General features: G+C 65.5%; 13 protein-coding genes. 8 read left to right on the forward strand and 5 right to left on the reverse strand.

Annotated elements, in window-relative coordinates; all coding sequences use genetic code 11:
- Nucleotides 1–28 precede the first annotated feature (28 nt).
- Together katG and MSIMFI_RS25935 are read right to left on the reverse strand one after the other, a co-directional pair.
- On the reverse strand, nucleotides 29–2,269 hold the full coding sequence (gene katG / locus MSIMFI_RS25930) for a catalase/peroxidase HPI (RefSeq protein ID WP_191499740.1): 2,241 nt from the start codon (nucleotides 2,267–2,269) through the stop codon (nucleotides 29–31).
- A 36-nt stretch (nucleotides 2,270–2,305) separates the two neighbouring features.
- Nucleotides 2,306–2,722: a Fur family transcriptional regulator gene (locus MSIMFI_RS25935; RefSeq protein ID WP_396820589.1), complete on the reverse strand. Its 417-nt coding sequence runs from the start codon at nucleotides 2,720–2,722 to the stop codon at nucleotides 2,306–2,308.
- Between the two features lie 207 nt (nucleotides 2,723–2,929).
- Between MSIMFI_RS25935 and MSIMFI_RS25940 the strand changes: the two genes are divergently transcribed.
- From MSIMFI_RS25940 to MSIMFI_RS25975, 8 genes are read left to right on the forward strand one after another with little or no spacing between them, the layout of a single operon-like run.
- The gene (locus MSIMFI_RS25940; protein WP_186243416.1) at nucleotides 2,930–3,274 is read left to right on the forward strand and encodes a lsr2/espR transcriptional regulator; all 345 of its coding nucleotides are present in this window, start codon (nucleotides 2,930–2,932) and stop codon (nucleotides 3,272–3,274) included.
- A 4-nt stretch (nucleotides 3,275–3,278) separates the two neighbouring features.
- Nucleotides 3,279–3,758, forward strand: coding sequence for an NADH-quinone oxidoreductase subunit B family protein (locus tag MSIMFI_RS25945; RefSeq protein WP_191499742.1), 480 nt, complete (start codon nucleotides 3,279–3,281; stop codon nucleotides 3,756–3,758).
- A 38-nt stretch (nucleotides 3,759–3,796) separates the two neighbouring features.
- Nucleotides 3,797–5,731, forward strand: coding sequence for a proton-conducting transporter transmembrane domain-containing protein (locus MSIMFI_RS25950; RefSeq protein ID WP_191499860.1), 1,935 nt, complete (start codon nucleotides 3,797–3,799; stop codon nucleotides 5,729–5,731).
- Between the two features lie 5 nt (nucleotides 5,732–5,736).
- Nucleotides 5,737–6,687 (forward strand): respiratory chain complex I subunit 1 family protein, encoded by a 951-nt coding sequence (locus MSIMFI_RS25955; RefSeq protein ID WP_191499861.1) that lies wholly within the window; start codon nucleotides 5,737–5,739, stop codon nucleotides 6,685–6,687.
- A gap of 22 nt (nucleotides 6,688–6,709) precedes the next feature.
- Nucleotides 6,710–7,372, forward strand: coding sequence for a hypothetical protein (locus tag MSIMFI_RS25960; RefSeq protein WP_191499862.1), 663 nt, complete (start codon nucleotides 6,710–6,712; stop codon nucleotides 7,370–7,372).
- Entirely contained in the window at nucleotides 7,372–8,841 is a 1,470-nt protein-coding gene (locus tag MSIMFI_RS25965; protein WP_191499743.1) for a proton-conducting transporter transmembrane domain-containing protein, read from the forward strand. The genes MSIMFI_RS25960 and MSIMFI_RS25965 overlap by 1 nt, the downstream gene beginning before the upstream one ends.
- Nucleotides 8,838–10,313, forward strand: a complete 1,476-nt coding sequence (locus MSIMFI_RS25970; RefSeq protein WP_191499744.1) for a hydrogenase large subunit — start codon at nucleotides 8,838–8,840, stop codon at nucleotides 10,311–10,313. The genes MSIMFI_RS25965 and MSIMFI_RS25970 overlap by 4 nt, the downstream gene beginning before the upstream one ends.
- Before the next feature lie 38 nt (nucleotides 10,314–10,351).
- Nucleotides 10,352–11,026, forward strand: coding sequence for a class I SAM-dependent methyltransferase (locus tag MSIMFI_RS25975; protein ID WP_191499745.1), 675 nt, complete (start codon nucleotides 10,352–10,354; stop codon nucleotides 11,024–11,026).
- Here the strand turns inward: MSIMFI_RS25975 and MSIMFI_RS25980 are convergent.
- Genes MSIMFI_RS25980 through MSIMFI_RS25990 form a run of 3 tightly spaced genes read right to left on the reverse strand, consistent with a single transcriptional unit; the run spans nucleotide 11,016 to nucleotide 14,090 of the window.
- Nucleotides 11,016–12,092, reverse strand: a complete 1,077-nt coding sequence (locus tag MSIMFI_RS25980) for a prenyltransferase (protein ID WP_191499746.1) — start codon at nucleotides 12,090–12,092, stop codon at nucleotides 11,016–11,018. The two genes, MSIMFI_RS25975 and MSIMFI_RS25980, sit on opposite strands and share 11 nt — an antisense overlap.
- Nucleotides 12,079–12,837 (reverse strand): class I SAM-dependent methyltransferase, encoded by a 759-nt coding sequence (locus MSIMFI_RS25985; protein ID WP_191499747.1) that lies wholly within the window; start codon nucleotides 12,835–12,837, stop codon nucleotides 12,079–12,081. The genes MSIMFI_RS25980 and MSIMFI_RS25985 overlap by 14 nt, the downstream gene beginning before the upstream one ends.
- Nucleotides 12,831–14,090: a glycosyltransferase family 4 protein gene (locus tag MSIMFI_RS25990; RefSeq protein WP_191499863.1), complete on the reverse strand. Its 1,260-nt coding sequence runs from the start codon at nucleotides 14,088–14,090 to the stop codon at nucleotides 12,831–12,833. Before MSIMFI_RS25990 ends, MSIMFI_RS25985 begins: the two co-directional genes overlap by 7 nt.
- Nucleotides 14,091–14,437: the final 347 nt, after the last annotated feature.

Consider the following 14,437-nt stretch of genomic DNA (forward strand, 5'->3'; position numbering starts at 1 on the left):
GGGTGTCGCAAGGTGATGACCGTCAGGGTTACTTGAGATCGAACCGGTCGTTGTTCATGACCTTGACCCAGGCAGCGACGAAGTCCTCGACGAACTTCGCCTTGTTGTCATCCTGGGCGTACACCTCGGCCAGCGCACGCAGCACCGAATTTGACCCGAAGACCAGGTCATTGGCGGTCGCCGTCCACTTGAGCTGCCCCGACGAGCGGTCGAACCCTTCGTAGACGTTCTCCGCCGACTCCGACGCCTTCCACTCCGTGCCCATATCGACCAGGTTGACGAAGAAATCGTTGGTCAAAGCGCCCGGCTTGTCGGTGAACACGCCGTGCTTGCTGCCGCCGTGATTGGCACCGAGGGCACGCAGACCGCCGACGAGAACCGTCAACTCGGGAGCGGTAACACCCAGCAAGTACGCCCGCTCCAGCAGCAACTGCTCCAGGGGCGCTTTTTCACCCGGCCGCACATAGTTGCGGAACCCGTCGGCTCGCGGTTCGAGCACCCCGAACGACTCCACATCGGTGTTCTCCTGCGAGGCGTCGGTGCGCCCAGGCGCGAAGTGCACCGAAATGTCGTAGCCGGCGTCCTTGGCTGCCTTTTCGACCGCTGCCGACCCGGCCAACACAATCACGTCGGCCAGCGAGACCTTCTTGCCACCCGATGCCGAGCTGTTGAAGTCCTGCTGGATCCGCTCGAGAACGGGCAGCACCTTGTCCAGTTCGGAGGGCTCGTTGACCTCCCAGCTCTTCTGCGGCTCGAGGCGCAGCCGTCCACCGTTCGCGCCGCCCCGCTTGTCGGTTCTGCGGAAGCTACCCGCGGCCGACCAGGCCGTCTTCACCAATTGCGGAATGGACAGGCCGGACTCGAGCACCTTGCCCTTCAGGGCTGCGATGTCCTGCTCGTCGATCAGCGCATGGTCGACCGCCGGCACCGGGTCCTGCCACAGCTGCGGCTCGGCGACCCAAGGCCCGAGGTAACGCGAGATCGGTCCCATGTCGCGGTGCAGCAGCTTGTACCACGCCTTGGCGAACGCCTCCGCCAGCTCCTCGGGGTGTTCCAGCCACCGCTGCGTGATCCGTCGGTAGATCGGATCCTCGCGCAACGAGATGTCGGTCACCAGCATCGTCGGGGCCCGACCCGGTCCACCGTACGGATCGGGGATCGTGCCCGCGCCGGCACCGTCCTTGGCCTTGAACTGCCAGGCTCCAGCGGGGCTCTTGGTCAGCTCCCACTCGTAGCCATACAGGTTCTGCAGGTACCCGTTGCCCCACTTGGTCGGGGTGGAGGTCCAGACCACCTCCAGGCCGCTGGTGATGGCGTCCTTGCCCGCGCCGCTACCGTAGGAGCTCTTCCAGCCGAGCCCCTGTTGTTCGACCGGGGCGGCCTCGGGTTCGGGGCCGACCAGATCGGCGTCGCCGGCGCCGTGGGTCTTGCCGAAGCTGTGGCCACCGACAATGAGTGCGGCGGTCTCCTCGTCGTTCATCGCCATCCGGCCGAACGTCTCACGGATGTCGTGTGCCGCCGCGATCGGATCCGGCTTGCCTTCCGGACCTTCCGGATTGACGTAGATCAATCCCATGGTGGTCGCGCCGTAGGGCTGGGCGAGGTCGCGCTTACCGGAGTAGCGCTTGTCGGTGCCCAACCACTCGTCCTCTTCGCCCCAGAGGATCTCTTCGGGCTGCCAGACGTCTTCACGGCCGAAGCCAAAGCCGAAGGTCTTGAACCCCATCGACTCCAGAGCAACGTTGCCGGCGAAGATGATCAGGTCCGCCCGGGAGATCTTGTTGCCGTACTTCTTCTTGACCGGCCACAACAGCCGGCGCGCCTTGTCCAGGCTTGCGTTGTCCGGCCAGCTGTTGAGCGGCGCAAACCGCTGCATACCCTCGCCGCCGCCGCCGCGGCCATCGTGAATGCGGTAGGTGCCGGCGGCGTGCCAGCTCATCCGGATGAACAGGCCACCGTAATGGCCGTAGTCGGCAGGCCACCAGTCCTGCGAGGTGGTCATCACCGAGATCACGTCTGCCTTGAGCGCCTCGACGTCGACCTTGGCAAACTCTGTGGCGTAGTCGAAGTCCGCCCCAAGCGGGTTGGCCGCCGGCGGTTGCCGGTGCAGCATCGACACGTCGATTTGGTCGGGCCACCAGTCCCGGTTCGTCAAGGGGGGATGCGCCTTCGGCTTGGGGGAGGGGATTGCGGGGCTTTCGCTCTCGCTTGTGCTAGCCGTCTTGGTGTCCGGGTTGGGCGGACGGCTTTCAGATGTATCGGATGACACGGCATTCCTTCCGGGTGTGAGTGAATCGGGCTGTGATCACGGCTGTGATCCGGGCACTACGGTCGAGCAGTCGGGGCACAGGCCCCAGTAGATGACTTCGGCCTCATCGAGAACGAAGCCATCCAGAACGTTGTTGTCGTCGGACGGGGTCAAACACGGCGCCTCACCGACGGCGCAATCGATGTCGGCGATGACTCCACAGGACCGGCACACGACGTGGTGGTGGTTGTCGCCGACCCGGGACTCATAGCGGGCAACCGACCCCAACGGCTGGATCCGCCGAATCAAACCCACCGCGGTCAGGGCATTGAGAACGTCGTAGACGGCCTGGCGGGAGACATCAGGCAGGCCCTTCCGGACGGCCGAGAAAATTGTCTCGGTGTCGGCATGCGGGTTTGCGTGCACCGCCTCCAGCACAGCGAGCCTGGGGCGGGTCACGCGCAGGTCGGCCATGCGCAACTTTTCCGTGTAGTCCGCCGTTGGGGCCACTCCGCCACTATTACGCGCTTTTCTGGAATCAGTCAAGAGTTGACGGAGCCGGGTATGTCGGCGCAGATCCCGTGGTTTGGAACAGTTTGGAACAGTGACGTACGTGGCGGGCAATCTGATAAATTCTTCAACTGATCAACTAGCGAAACGTTGAAGTCTTGAGGTGTGGGTGTGGAGTCGGAGCCGCTGTACAAGCTCAAGGCCGAGTTCTTCAAAACGCTTGGTCATCCGGCGCGGATCAGGATTCTGGAGCTTCTGGTGGAGCGGGATCGCTCCGTCGGTGAGTTGTTGGCCTCCGACGTCGGTCTCGAGTCGTCGAACCTGTCCCAGCAGCTGGGGGTGCTGCGCCGGGCGGGTGTTGTCGCCGCACGCCGCGACGGCAACACCGTGACCTATTCGATCGCCTCGCCTGATATCGCCGAGCTGCTCGCGGTGGCTCGCAAGGTGCTGGCCAGGGTGCTTAGCGATCGGGTCGCTGTGCTGGAGGACCTCCGCGCCAGCGGCACGGCGAAGTAGCGCCATGGGCTGGCTCGCCAAGATCTTCCGCGTCGGCCGGGTGGTCGAGCCCGCCGGCGAAGCGCCGGCTCCGGCAACGGAACCGCTTGCGGGGATGCGGGGTTCGCTACAGATCCGGCATGTCGACGCGGGTTCGTGCAATGGGTGCGAGGTGGAGATTTCGGGCGCATTCGGTCCGGTGTATGACGCCGAGCGGTTCGGGGCGCGACTGGTCGCCTCACCCCGGCACGCCGATGCGCTGCTGGTGACCGGCGTGGTGACGCACAACATGGCCGGCCCGCTGCGCAATACGCTCGAGGCGACGCCGCGCCCACGGGTGGTGATCGCGTGCGGGGATTGCGCCCTTAACCGAGGGGTGTTCAGGAATTCCTACGGCGTGGCCGGTGCGGTCGGCGAGGTGATCCCCGTCGACGTCGAGATCGCGGGATGCCCGCCTACACCCGCGGCAATCGTGGCGGCCCTGCGATCGGTGACCGGGAAATGACCAGCACGCGAACAGACCCGGCTGTGTCGATGCCAAACATGGTGCCCCGCAATGGTTTCAGTTCAGCTGTCGGCGGAATTGTCACCTCGGCCGTGGGTGTTGTCGGGGTCGGGTTGGGTCTGCTGGGCATGTTTGGGTCGGCGCGCGCGGTGCACGCCGGCTGGCTGCTGCCGCTGTCCGGTATCCACATCGAGCTCGGCCGGTTGGGCGGATTCTTCATGGCGCTCACCGGTGCGGTAGCGATTCCGGTCGGTTGTTACGTGATTGGATATGCGCGCCGTGAACACCTGGGCCGGGTTCCGTTGGCGATCCTGCCGGTGTTCGTCGCGGCGATGGTGTTGGTGCCGGCCGCGGGTTCGGTGACGACGTTTCTGCTGGCGTGGGAATTGATGGCGATCGCGTCGCTGATCCTGGTGCTGTCCGAGTACACCCGCCCGCAGGTCCGCTCGGCGGGGCTGTGGTATGCCGTGATGACTCAGCTGGGCTTCAGCGCGATCTTGGTCGGACTGGTGGTGTTATCGGCGGCCGGGGGGGCGGACCGGCTCGCCGACCTCGGCAGAGTTTCTGACGGGGCTCGCCCCGCCGTGTTTGTGCTGACGCTGGTCGGGTTCGGTTCGAAGGCGGGGCTGGTTCCACTGCACGCCTGGCTGCCGCGTGCGCATCCGGAGGCGCCGAGCCCGGTGTCGGCACTGATGAGCGCGGCGATGGTCAACCTGGGCATCTACGGCATCGCTCGTTTCGATCTCCAGCTGCTCGGACCGGGCCCACGCTGGTGGGGACTTGCCCTGCTGGCCGTTGGTGGCGCCTCGGCGCTCTACGGGGTCCTGCAGGCCTCGGTGGCCACCGACCTCAAACGGCTACTGGCCTATTCGACGACCGAAAACATGGGCCTGGTCACGCTGGCGCTTGGTGCGACAACACTTTTCGCGGATACGGGTGCGTTCGGACCGGCGTCGATCGCCGCCGCAGCGGCGGTCCTGCACCTGATGGCGCACGCGGCATTCAAGAGCCTCGGGTTCCTGGCTGCGGGGTCGGTGCTGGCCGCGACCGGGCTACGCGACCTCGACCTGCTCGGCGGACTGGCCCGCCGGATGCCGGCGACTACCACGTTTTTCGGGGTGGCCGCGCTCGGCGCGTGCGGGCTACCGCTGGGCGCCGGCTTTGTCAGCGAGTGGCTGTTGGTCCAGTCGTTGATCCATGCCGCTCCCGGACATGACCCCGTTGTGGCGCTGACGACGCCGCTGGCGGTCGGCGTGGTCGCCCTGGCCACGGGTCTGAGCGTGGCGGCGATGGTCAAGGCGTTCGGGATCGGGTTCCTCGCCCGTCCCCGCTCCGGGCAGGCCGACGAGGCGCGGGAGGCGCCTGCCAGCATGTGCGCCGGGATGACAACCGTGGCCGCTGCCTGCCTTGTGCTTGCGGTGGCACCGGTGCTCGTCGCGCCTGCGGTGCGGGGGGCCATTGCGACGCTGCCGGCCGCACGGGCAGTGGAGTTCACCGATCTTGGCGCCGTGGTGCGGCTTCCCGGGGCGTACGGGTCGATCGCGCCCGGCGTGATCGCCGCCGGTGTGGTCGCCGCTGCGTTGGCGGCGGCCGGCCTGTCGCGGTCGCGTTTCCGCCGTCGCGCCGCAGCCGCCACGCTGCCGTTGTGGGCTTGCGGCGCAGACGATCTCACCGCGCGCATGCAGTACACGGCGACGTCGTTCGCCGAGCCGCTGCAGCGGGTTTTCGACGACGTGCTACGCCCGGACACCGACATCGAGGTCACCCCCACGACCGAGTCGCGGTATCTGGCCGACAGGATCACCTACCGCACCGCGATCGCCGACGCGATCGAACAGCGCCTCTATACCCCGGTGGTCAAAGCGGTGGCGGCCGCGGCAGGGCTAATGCGGCGCGCCCACACCGGCAGCGTGCACCTGTACTTGGCCTACGGCGCGCTGGGGGTGCTGATCGTGCTGGTGGTCGCCCGGTGAACGTGATCTCCTACTTCGCGGGCGCGGCGCAGATCGGCGCGGTCATGGTGGGCGCGCCGCTGGTGATCGGTATTACGCGTCAGGTGCGGGCACGCTGGGAAGGCCGGGCCGGCGGCGGGCTGCTGCAACCGTGGCGCGATCTGATCAAACAACTTGGCAAGCAACAGATCACGCCGTCGGGAACGACCATCATATTCGCCGCGGCGCCTGCGATCGTCGCCGGAACCACGCTGCTGATCGCCGCGATCGCACCGCTCGTCGCCACCGGATCACCCCTGGACACCAGCGCCGACCTGTTCGCCGTGGTCGGGCTGCTGTTCTTGGGCACCGTCGCACTGACACTTGCCGGTATCGACACCGGCACCTCGTTCGGTGGCATGGGCGCAAGCCGCGAAATTACTATCGCCGCCTTGGTGGAGCCGACGATCCTGCTCGCGGTGTTCGCATTGTCCATCCCGGCCGGATCGGCCAATCTTGGTGCGCTAGTGGCAAGTACGATCGACCACCCGGCCCACGTCGTGTCCCTGGCTGGCGTACTCGCGTTCGGGTCGCTGGTGATTGTCATTGTGGCCGAAACCGGGCGGCTGCCCGTGGATAACCCGGCCACCCACCTGGAATTGACCATGGTGCACGAGGCGATCGTCCTCGAATATTCCGGCCCACGGCTGGCACTGGTTGAATGGGCGGCCGGCATGCGTATCACAGTCCTACTGGCCCTGTTGGCAAATCTGTTCTTTCCGTGGGGAATTGCCGGTGCCGAGGCCACGGCTCTTGACGTGTTGACCGGCGTGGCAGCGGCGGCAACCAAGGTCGCGGTTCTCGCCGTGCTGCTTGCGACGTTCGAGGTGTTCGTCGCCAAACTGCGCTTGTTTCGGGTGCCTGAACTGCTGGCCGGCTCATTTTTGCTGTCCCTGCTCGCCGTTACGGCGGCCAACTTCTTCACGGTCCAGGGATGAGGAACCAGCGATGAGCCCAGTCATGTCCCAAGCCGATTTCTCAATCCTGGTTGACTTTGCCGCCGGTGGGCTCGTGCTTGCCTCGGTATTGATCGTCTGGCGCCGCGACTTGCGCGCCATCGTGCGATTGCTGGCGTGGCAGGGTGCGGCGCTGGCAGCGATCCCGCTGCTGGGCGGTATCCGCGATCATGATCACGCGCTCATTGGCGTGGGCGCCGCTGTCATTGCGCTGCGCGTGGTGGTCTTGCCCTGGCTGCTCTCCCGCGCGGTGGGCGCCGAGCCGGCCGCGCGACGGGAGGCGAGCCCGCTGGTGAACACCACCAGTTCGCTGCTGATCACCGGCGCGTTGACCGTCGCCGCTTTCGCGATCACCCGGCCGGTGGTCAATCTGCATCCGGGTGTGACCATCAATGCAGTGCCTGCCGCGTTCGCAGTCGTGCTGATCGCGCTGTTCGTGCTGGCCACGCGGCTGCACGCGGTCTCGCAGGCGGCCGGATTCCTGTTGCTAGACAACGGAATCGCCGCGACGGCGTTCCTGTTGACCGCGGGGGTGCCGTTGATCGTCGAGCTCGGTGCCTCCCTGGACGTGCTGTTCGCCGTCATCGTGATCGGCGTGCTGACCGGCCGGCTGAGACGCACCTTCGGCGGCGCCGACCTGGACAAGCTGCAGGAACTGCGGGACTGATGACAATTCTGTTGCTCGCCGCAATCCTTGCCCCGGTCACGGCGTCGATCGCCGCCCTGGTCGCCGGGTGGCGACGAATGACCGCAACGCTGACCGTGCTGTCCGCTGCGACCGTGCTCGCGTGCGCCGCGGCGCTGGGATTTCGGATTGGGTCCCGGGCGCAATTCGCGCTGGGCGGACTGCTGCGCGCCGACGCGCTCACCGTGACCATGCTCGTCGTTATCGGCATCGTCGGCACGCTTGCCAGCTGGGCGAGCATCGGTTATATCGAATCCGAGCTTGCACACGGCCACACCGATGAGCGCGGCGCCCGCCTCTACGGAGTGCTGACACCGGCGTTTCTGGCGGCGATGGTGGTCTCGGTGTGCGCCAACAACATCGGCGTGGTTTGGGTGGCGATCGAGGCCACAACGGTGATCACCGCCTTCCTGGTGGGGCATCGGCGCACCCGCACTGCGCTCGAAGCCACGTGGAAGTACGTGGTGATCTGTTCGGTAGGCATCGCTGTCGCCTTCTTGGGCACGGTGCTGCTGTACTTCGCCGCCCGTTGCGCTGGCGCACCGGGCGCTCACGCGCTCAATTTCGATATGCTCGCCGCGCAGTCCGGCCACCTAGACCCTGGGGTGGCCCGGTTGGCCGGCGGGTTGCTGCTCATCGGCTACGGCGCCAAGGCAGGCCTATTCCCGTTCCACACGTGGCTGGCGGACGCGCATAGCCAAGCCCCCGCGCCGGTGTCCGCGCTGATGAGTGGGGTGCTGCTGTCGGTGGCTTTCTCGGTACTCATCCGAATGCGGCCGATCGTCGACGCAGCCACCGGGCCCACCTTCTTGCGCAACGGACTGCTGGTGGTCGGGCTGGTGACGCTGCTCGTCGCGGTGCTCATGCTGACCGTAACCGGTGATGTCAAGCGGATGTTGGCCTACTCATCGATGGAGAACATGGGCCTGATCGCCATCGCCGCGGCGGCCGGCACGACATTGGCGATCGCCGCGCTGCTGCTGCACGTGCTCGCCCATGGGATCGGCAAGACCGTGCTGTTCTTGGCAGGTGGTCAGCTGCAGGCCGCACACGACTCCACCGCCATCGCGGAGATCACCGGCGTGATGCGACGGTCACGGCTGATCGGCGTGTCCTTCGCGACGGGCCTAATCGTGCTGCTCGGGTTGCCACCATTCGCGATGTTCGCCAGCGAGCTGGCCATCGCGCGTTCCCTAGCCAATGCGCGGCTGGCCTGGGTCCTGGGCGTGGCGATGTTGCTGATCGCGATCGGCTTTACAGCACTGGCACGCAATTCCGGGCGCATACTGCTTGGCGCCCCGACAGCGAGCATGCCCTCGATCGTCGTCCCGGCCACGGCCACAGCGGCCCTCATCATCGGCATCGCGGCCTCCGCAGCCCTTGGCATCACCGCGGGCCCACTCACCGACCTGTTCAGCGTCGCCGCCAGCACTGTGGGTGTCCCGCGATGATCCGAAGCTGGGTTAGACACCGGGTATCCGAGGGTGGACTGATCGAGATGGCCGAACAACTCCTGGCCGATTCGTTTCGCCTGGCCCTGGTCGCCGCCCACGACGATGGAGACAGTCTGCGTGTCGTCTACCTGTTCCTGGCCGGCCTATCCGACCGCCGTGTTGAGCTGGAATACGTTGTTCCCGTTGACAATCCGAACGTTCGATCGTTGGCTTATCTGTCGTTTCCGGCCGGCAGGTTCGAGCGCGAAATGGCAGACCTGTACGGAATCCGCCCCGTCGGCCATCCCAAACCCCGGCGGCTGGTACGCCACGCGCATTGGCCCGAATGGCATCCCATGCGCACCGACGCCGGGCCCGCGCCCGAATTCACCGCTACCGGCGCCTTTCCGTTCCTCACCGTCGAGGGGCCTGGGGTATACGAGATTCCGGTCGGGCCCGTCCACGCCGGCCTCATCGAACCCGGTCACTTCCGGTTCTCCGTCGCGGGCGAGACAATCGTGCGACTGAAGGCCCGACTCTGGTTCGTACACCGAGGCATCGAGAAGCTCTTTCACGGCCGCATCGCCACGGGCGCGATCGATCTCGCCGAACGCATCAGCGGCGACACGTCCGCCGCGCACGCGCTGGCCCACAGCCTGGCTATTGAAGACGCCCTCGGGATCGAGCTGCCCGACGAGGTCCACCGGCTGCGGGCGCTGATCGTCGAACTCGAGCGGCTGTACAACCACGCCGCCGACCTCGGCGCCTTGGCCAACGATGTTGGCTACTCCCTCGCCAACGCCCACGCCCAGCGGATCCGCGAAAAGCTGTTGCGGCTCAACGCCGCCGTCACCGGGCACCGGCTATTGCGCGGCGCCATCCACCCGGGTGGGATTGCGCTGCATGGTCTTCCGGACACCGCCGAACTTCGGATGCTCGCCGTTGATATCGCTGAGATGGCCACATTGACACTCGCCAACTCCGTTGTCCACGACCGCTTCACAGGCACCGCCATCCTGCACCCCGACGACGCAAACGCCCTCGGCTGCCTGGGGTACGTTGCCCGCGCCAGCGGCCAGCGCACCGATGCCCGCGTCGAGCACCCCACCACCGCGCTGCCCATCACCGAGATCAGCGCGCCTGACGGCGATGTCCTCGCCCGCTACACCGTGCGGCGCGACGAGTTCGCCGCGTCTGCGGACCTAATCCGATACATTGTCGAGTCACACACCGGCCCAATCGAATACACTGTCCTGGCTTACCCGGTGGGCGCCCCAAGCACCGGTATCGGCATAGTCGAAGGCTGGCGCGGCACCATCGTGCACCGCGTCGAAATCGACGCCGCCAACCGGATCACCCGCGCCAAAGTCGTTGACCCGTCTTGGTTCAATTGGCCCGCACTGCCCGTGGCAATGGCCGACACCATCGTCCCCGACTTCCCGCTAGCCAACAAAAGCTTCAACCAGTCCTACGCCGGCAACGACCTCTAGTCGTCAAGGCGGCCAGTCGCGACTGATAGGTTCGGCTGATGAGCCGCGACGATGCCCGTACCACCGAGCGTTTGTTCGCGCTTGCTGAGCAGGTGCGAGGTTTCATGCCGAGCGACGAGGGAAGCGCGCTTTACCACGCCGCGTTGCGGTACCTCTGCGGCGGTGTCGGGGTTGAGATCGGTACCTACTGCGGCAAATCCACCGTGCTGCTCGGCGCTGCAGCGCAGCAAACAGACAGTGTGCTTTTCACGATCGATCATCACCACGGGTCGGAGGAACACCAGCCCGGTTGGGAATACCATGACGCCTCCTTGGTCGACGAGGTCACCGGGCTGTTCGATACACTGCCGACGTTTCGTCGCACGCTCGACGCCGCCGGGCTGGAGGACCACGTCGTCGCCGTGGTGGGTAAGTCGCCGATTGTTGCTCAGGCATGGCTGTTACCGGTGCAGTTGTTGTTCATTGACGGCGGCCACACCGAGATAGCCGCGCGGCGGGACTTCGAGGGATGGGCCAAGTGGGTGACCACCGGAGGGGCGCTGGTCATTCACGATGTGTTCCCTGACCCCAAGGACGGCGGCCAGGCGCCATACCGAATATATTGCCGTGCAATCGATTCCGGTCAGTTTCGAGAGGTCGCGGTGACGGGTTCGCTGCGGGTGCTCGAACGCACGGGCGGCCAGCCGGGCGACCAGATCGACGTCACCGGCTAGACCCGGTAGCAACGCATTCGCAGTCGAAGTCGGTCTGCAGACCCACAGGCAGCCCGTCGCCACGGAAGATTCTACTTCCTGGTGTGGTCCCCGACAGCGCGTCGGCCGCCAGGATCATGGCCGCGCCCGTCCAGGTGGTGCGTTCCTCGGGCCAACGTTTTCCATCGGTGAACACCAACCCGGTCCAATAGGAGCCGTCGCCTTCACGGAGATGCTGCATCGCACCGAATAGCTGGTATGCAGCTGATCGGTAGCCGAGAGCATCGAGTGCCATCACCAGTTCGCAGGTCTCTGCGCCGGTCACCCAGGGCCGATCGGCGACACAGCGAATGCCGAGACCGTTGACCACAAAGTCGTTCCAGCGCTGCTCGATTCGCGCGACGGCCGCTGGGCCCCGAAGTGCACTGCCCAGAATGGGGTAGTACCAGTCCATCGAGTAACGGTTCTTTTCAGTGAACGCCTCGGGGTGCGCGGCGATTGCGTGGCCCAGTCTGCCGAGTGCCAGTTCCCACTCCGGTTGTTGTTCCCCGACACGCTCGGCGAGCGCAAGCGCACACCGAATGCTGTGGAAAACGCTGGCACTGCCGGTCAGTAACGCGTCGGGAAGCGGACCGGCATCACTTCGTGCCCAACAGATCTCGCCGTAGCCGACCTGCAAGTCGATGACGAAATCGATCGCCTTCCGCACCACTGGCCACATCGTCGCGGCGAATGACCGGTCGCCGGTGACCAGCACGTGGTGCCAGACACCGGTGGCGATGTATGCGCAGAAGTTGCTGTCGCTGTTAGGGTCTTCGACGACTCCGGCACTCAGCTGGATGGGCCAGGAACCGTCCGGCCGCTGCGTGCGACGGCTCCAGTCGAACGCGGCTCGCGCCGGCTCCAGCAGCCCGGCGGCGGTGAGCGCCATCGCGCATTCCACATGATCCCACGGATCGGTATGGCCCCCTTCGAACCATGGGATGGCACCCGATGATTCCTGAGCGGCGGCAATGGACAGCGCGGTCTGCCGGCATTGCTCGGGCGTCAGGACACCCGGTACCTTTGGTGGACTATCCCGACGCAACTGAATACCCTTGCGTCGCTGCGATTTCTGCCGGCCGCGCCTTGGTGAAATACATCGCCACGCTCTTACCGACGAGCGGATTGAGCAGTGACTCCGCTACCTGCGTTATCTTTGGTCGCTGCATCAGATCCCACACTAGGAGTCGGTGATAGGCCGCCACCACGGGATGGTCGGCATTCGAGACTCCGACCGCGCATTTCAGCCACCAGAACGGCGAGTGCAGTGCGTGCGCGTGATGGATATGCGTCAATTCCATTCCACGGCAGGTGATCTTGTCCCGCAGTGAACTGGCGCGGTAGATGCGTACGTGGCCGCCCTCGTTGCTGTGGTATTCCTTCGAGAGCATCCAGCACACCCGTTCGGGTAGCCATCGCGGTACGCTAACCGCCAGAGTGCCACCGACTTTGAGCACCCTGATCAGTTCGGTGATGGCGGCATCGTCCTGCGGAACGTGTTCCAAGATTTCGGAGGCGATGACGCAGTCGAAAGTTTCGTCATCATAGGGCAAGCTCAGCGCGTCGCCAACAACAGCTTTCGCTGACGCCGTGGCCGGCGCTTCACCGGATTCGGCCATTGCCTGCAGCATGGTCTCCACCGAACGCAGTTCGGCGGCATCGCGATCGAACGCGACGACGTCGCTGCCGCGCCGAAATGCTTCGAACGCATGACGGCCGGCTCCGCAGCCCACATCGATGACTTTGGTCGACGGCCCGATACCCAGCCGGTTGAAATCGACTGTCAGCATGGGGCTTCGCCTTCCGCGACGGCGGCCCTGCGGGCGATCGCCCGCTCGTAGACCCGCACGGTTTGAGCGGCCACCGACTCCCAGCTGAACACGTTGAGTGCGCGCGCTCGGCCGGCGTTGCCAAGCCTGTGGCGCCTTTCCGGCGAGTCGAGAAGCCCACCCAGCGCGTGGGTTAAAGCGTCGACGTCGGCGGCCGGCACCAGCTCTGCGCAGGAGCCGTCGGTCCCCAGGACCTCGGGTAGCGCGCCGACCTGGCTGGCAACGATGGGGGTACCGCTGGCCATCGCTTCGACCGCGGGCAGCGAAAAGCCTTCGTAGAGCGAGGGAATGCAGGCGACCTCGGCCGATGCAAACAAGGCGGCCAGATCGGCGTCGGAAAGTCCGTTGGCGATGTGGACGATGTCGGAAATCCCCAATTCGGCGATGAGCTTTTCGGTGGGACCATTGGGTTCCACCTTGGCGACAAGCCGCAACTCGAGATCGCGGTTCATGCGAAGCCTGGCAATCGATTGAAGAAGGGTGCTGACCCCCTTGAGCGGCGTGTCGGCGCTGGCAATCGCAATGACCCGGCCGGGTTGCCGCGGGCGCGTCTCCGGCTTGAACAACTCGGTGTTCACACCCAACGGCACCACGTGTAATTGATCCGGTGAGACTCCGAAGTCCGCCACGATGTCGGCAGCCGACGACGACGAGACGGTCAACAGGTCCGGGATGTGGCGCGCCACCTGCTTCTGCATATTGGAAAACCCATACCAGCGGTGTACCAAAGGTTTTCGCCACCACGGGGCGGCCGCGAGGTCGAGCACACGATCCCGGGTGATGGGGTGGTGCACGGTAGCAACCACTGGCAGGCCCATGGCCGCGATGCTCAGGAGGCCGGTGCCCAGGCTCTGGTTGTCGTGAACCAGGTCGAAGTCAGCGGCACGGTTGGCCAGTAGCCGAGCGACACGCTTGGTAAACGTCCGCGGTTCGGGAAAGCCCGCGGTCCACATGGTGACGAGTTCCAAGAGGTCGATCGAGTCGCGAATCTCGCTGGGACGTGGCATCCGAAACGGGTCGGGTTCGCGGTATAGATCAAGGCTTGGCACTTCGGTCAACCGCACTCGCGGATCAAGCAAGTCCGGGTACGGCTGGCCGGAAAACACCTCGACTTCATGGCCGAGGTCCACCAGACCGCGGCTGAGATAACGGACATAGACCCCCTGTCCGCCGCAGTGAGTCTTACTACGATAGGACAGCAGGGCAATTCGCATACTTAACTCTTCTCCGCTGGTGAGCGATGGCAGATCGACGCCTCGAACCGTCACGATGACCGGACCCACGAGCACCGTGACCGCAAACTGGACACTTGTCCAGACTATAGTTCGATTATCTAACAGACGCAATGCGGTCCCGCAGACCTCCCACCAGCAGGTCAAGGCCGCCGGTAGGGCGCGTATGAAATCAATCGGCGGCCCCCGCCGTTCCCCGCGGTGCAGACTCCAAGGCCAGCTACGGCAGCACTACCGACATCGATGCCTGCGCCTGGCCGTCACGACCTGGACCCCAACTGCGGGACCGCTCGAACGCTCACGGGGAGGCGAAGTACTTCAAAGTAGTC

Origin of the sequence: Mycobacterium simulans (genome assembly GCF_900232995.1) — a bacterium.
Classification (GTDB): Bacteria; Actinomycetota; Actinomycetes; order Mycobacteriales; family Mycobacteriaceae; genus Mycobacterium; species Mycobacterium simulans.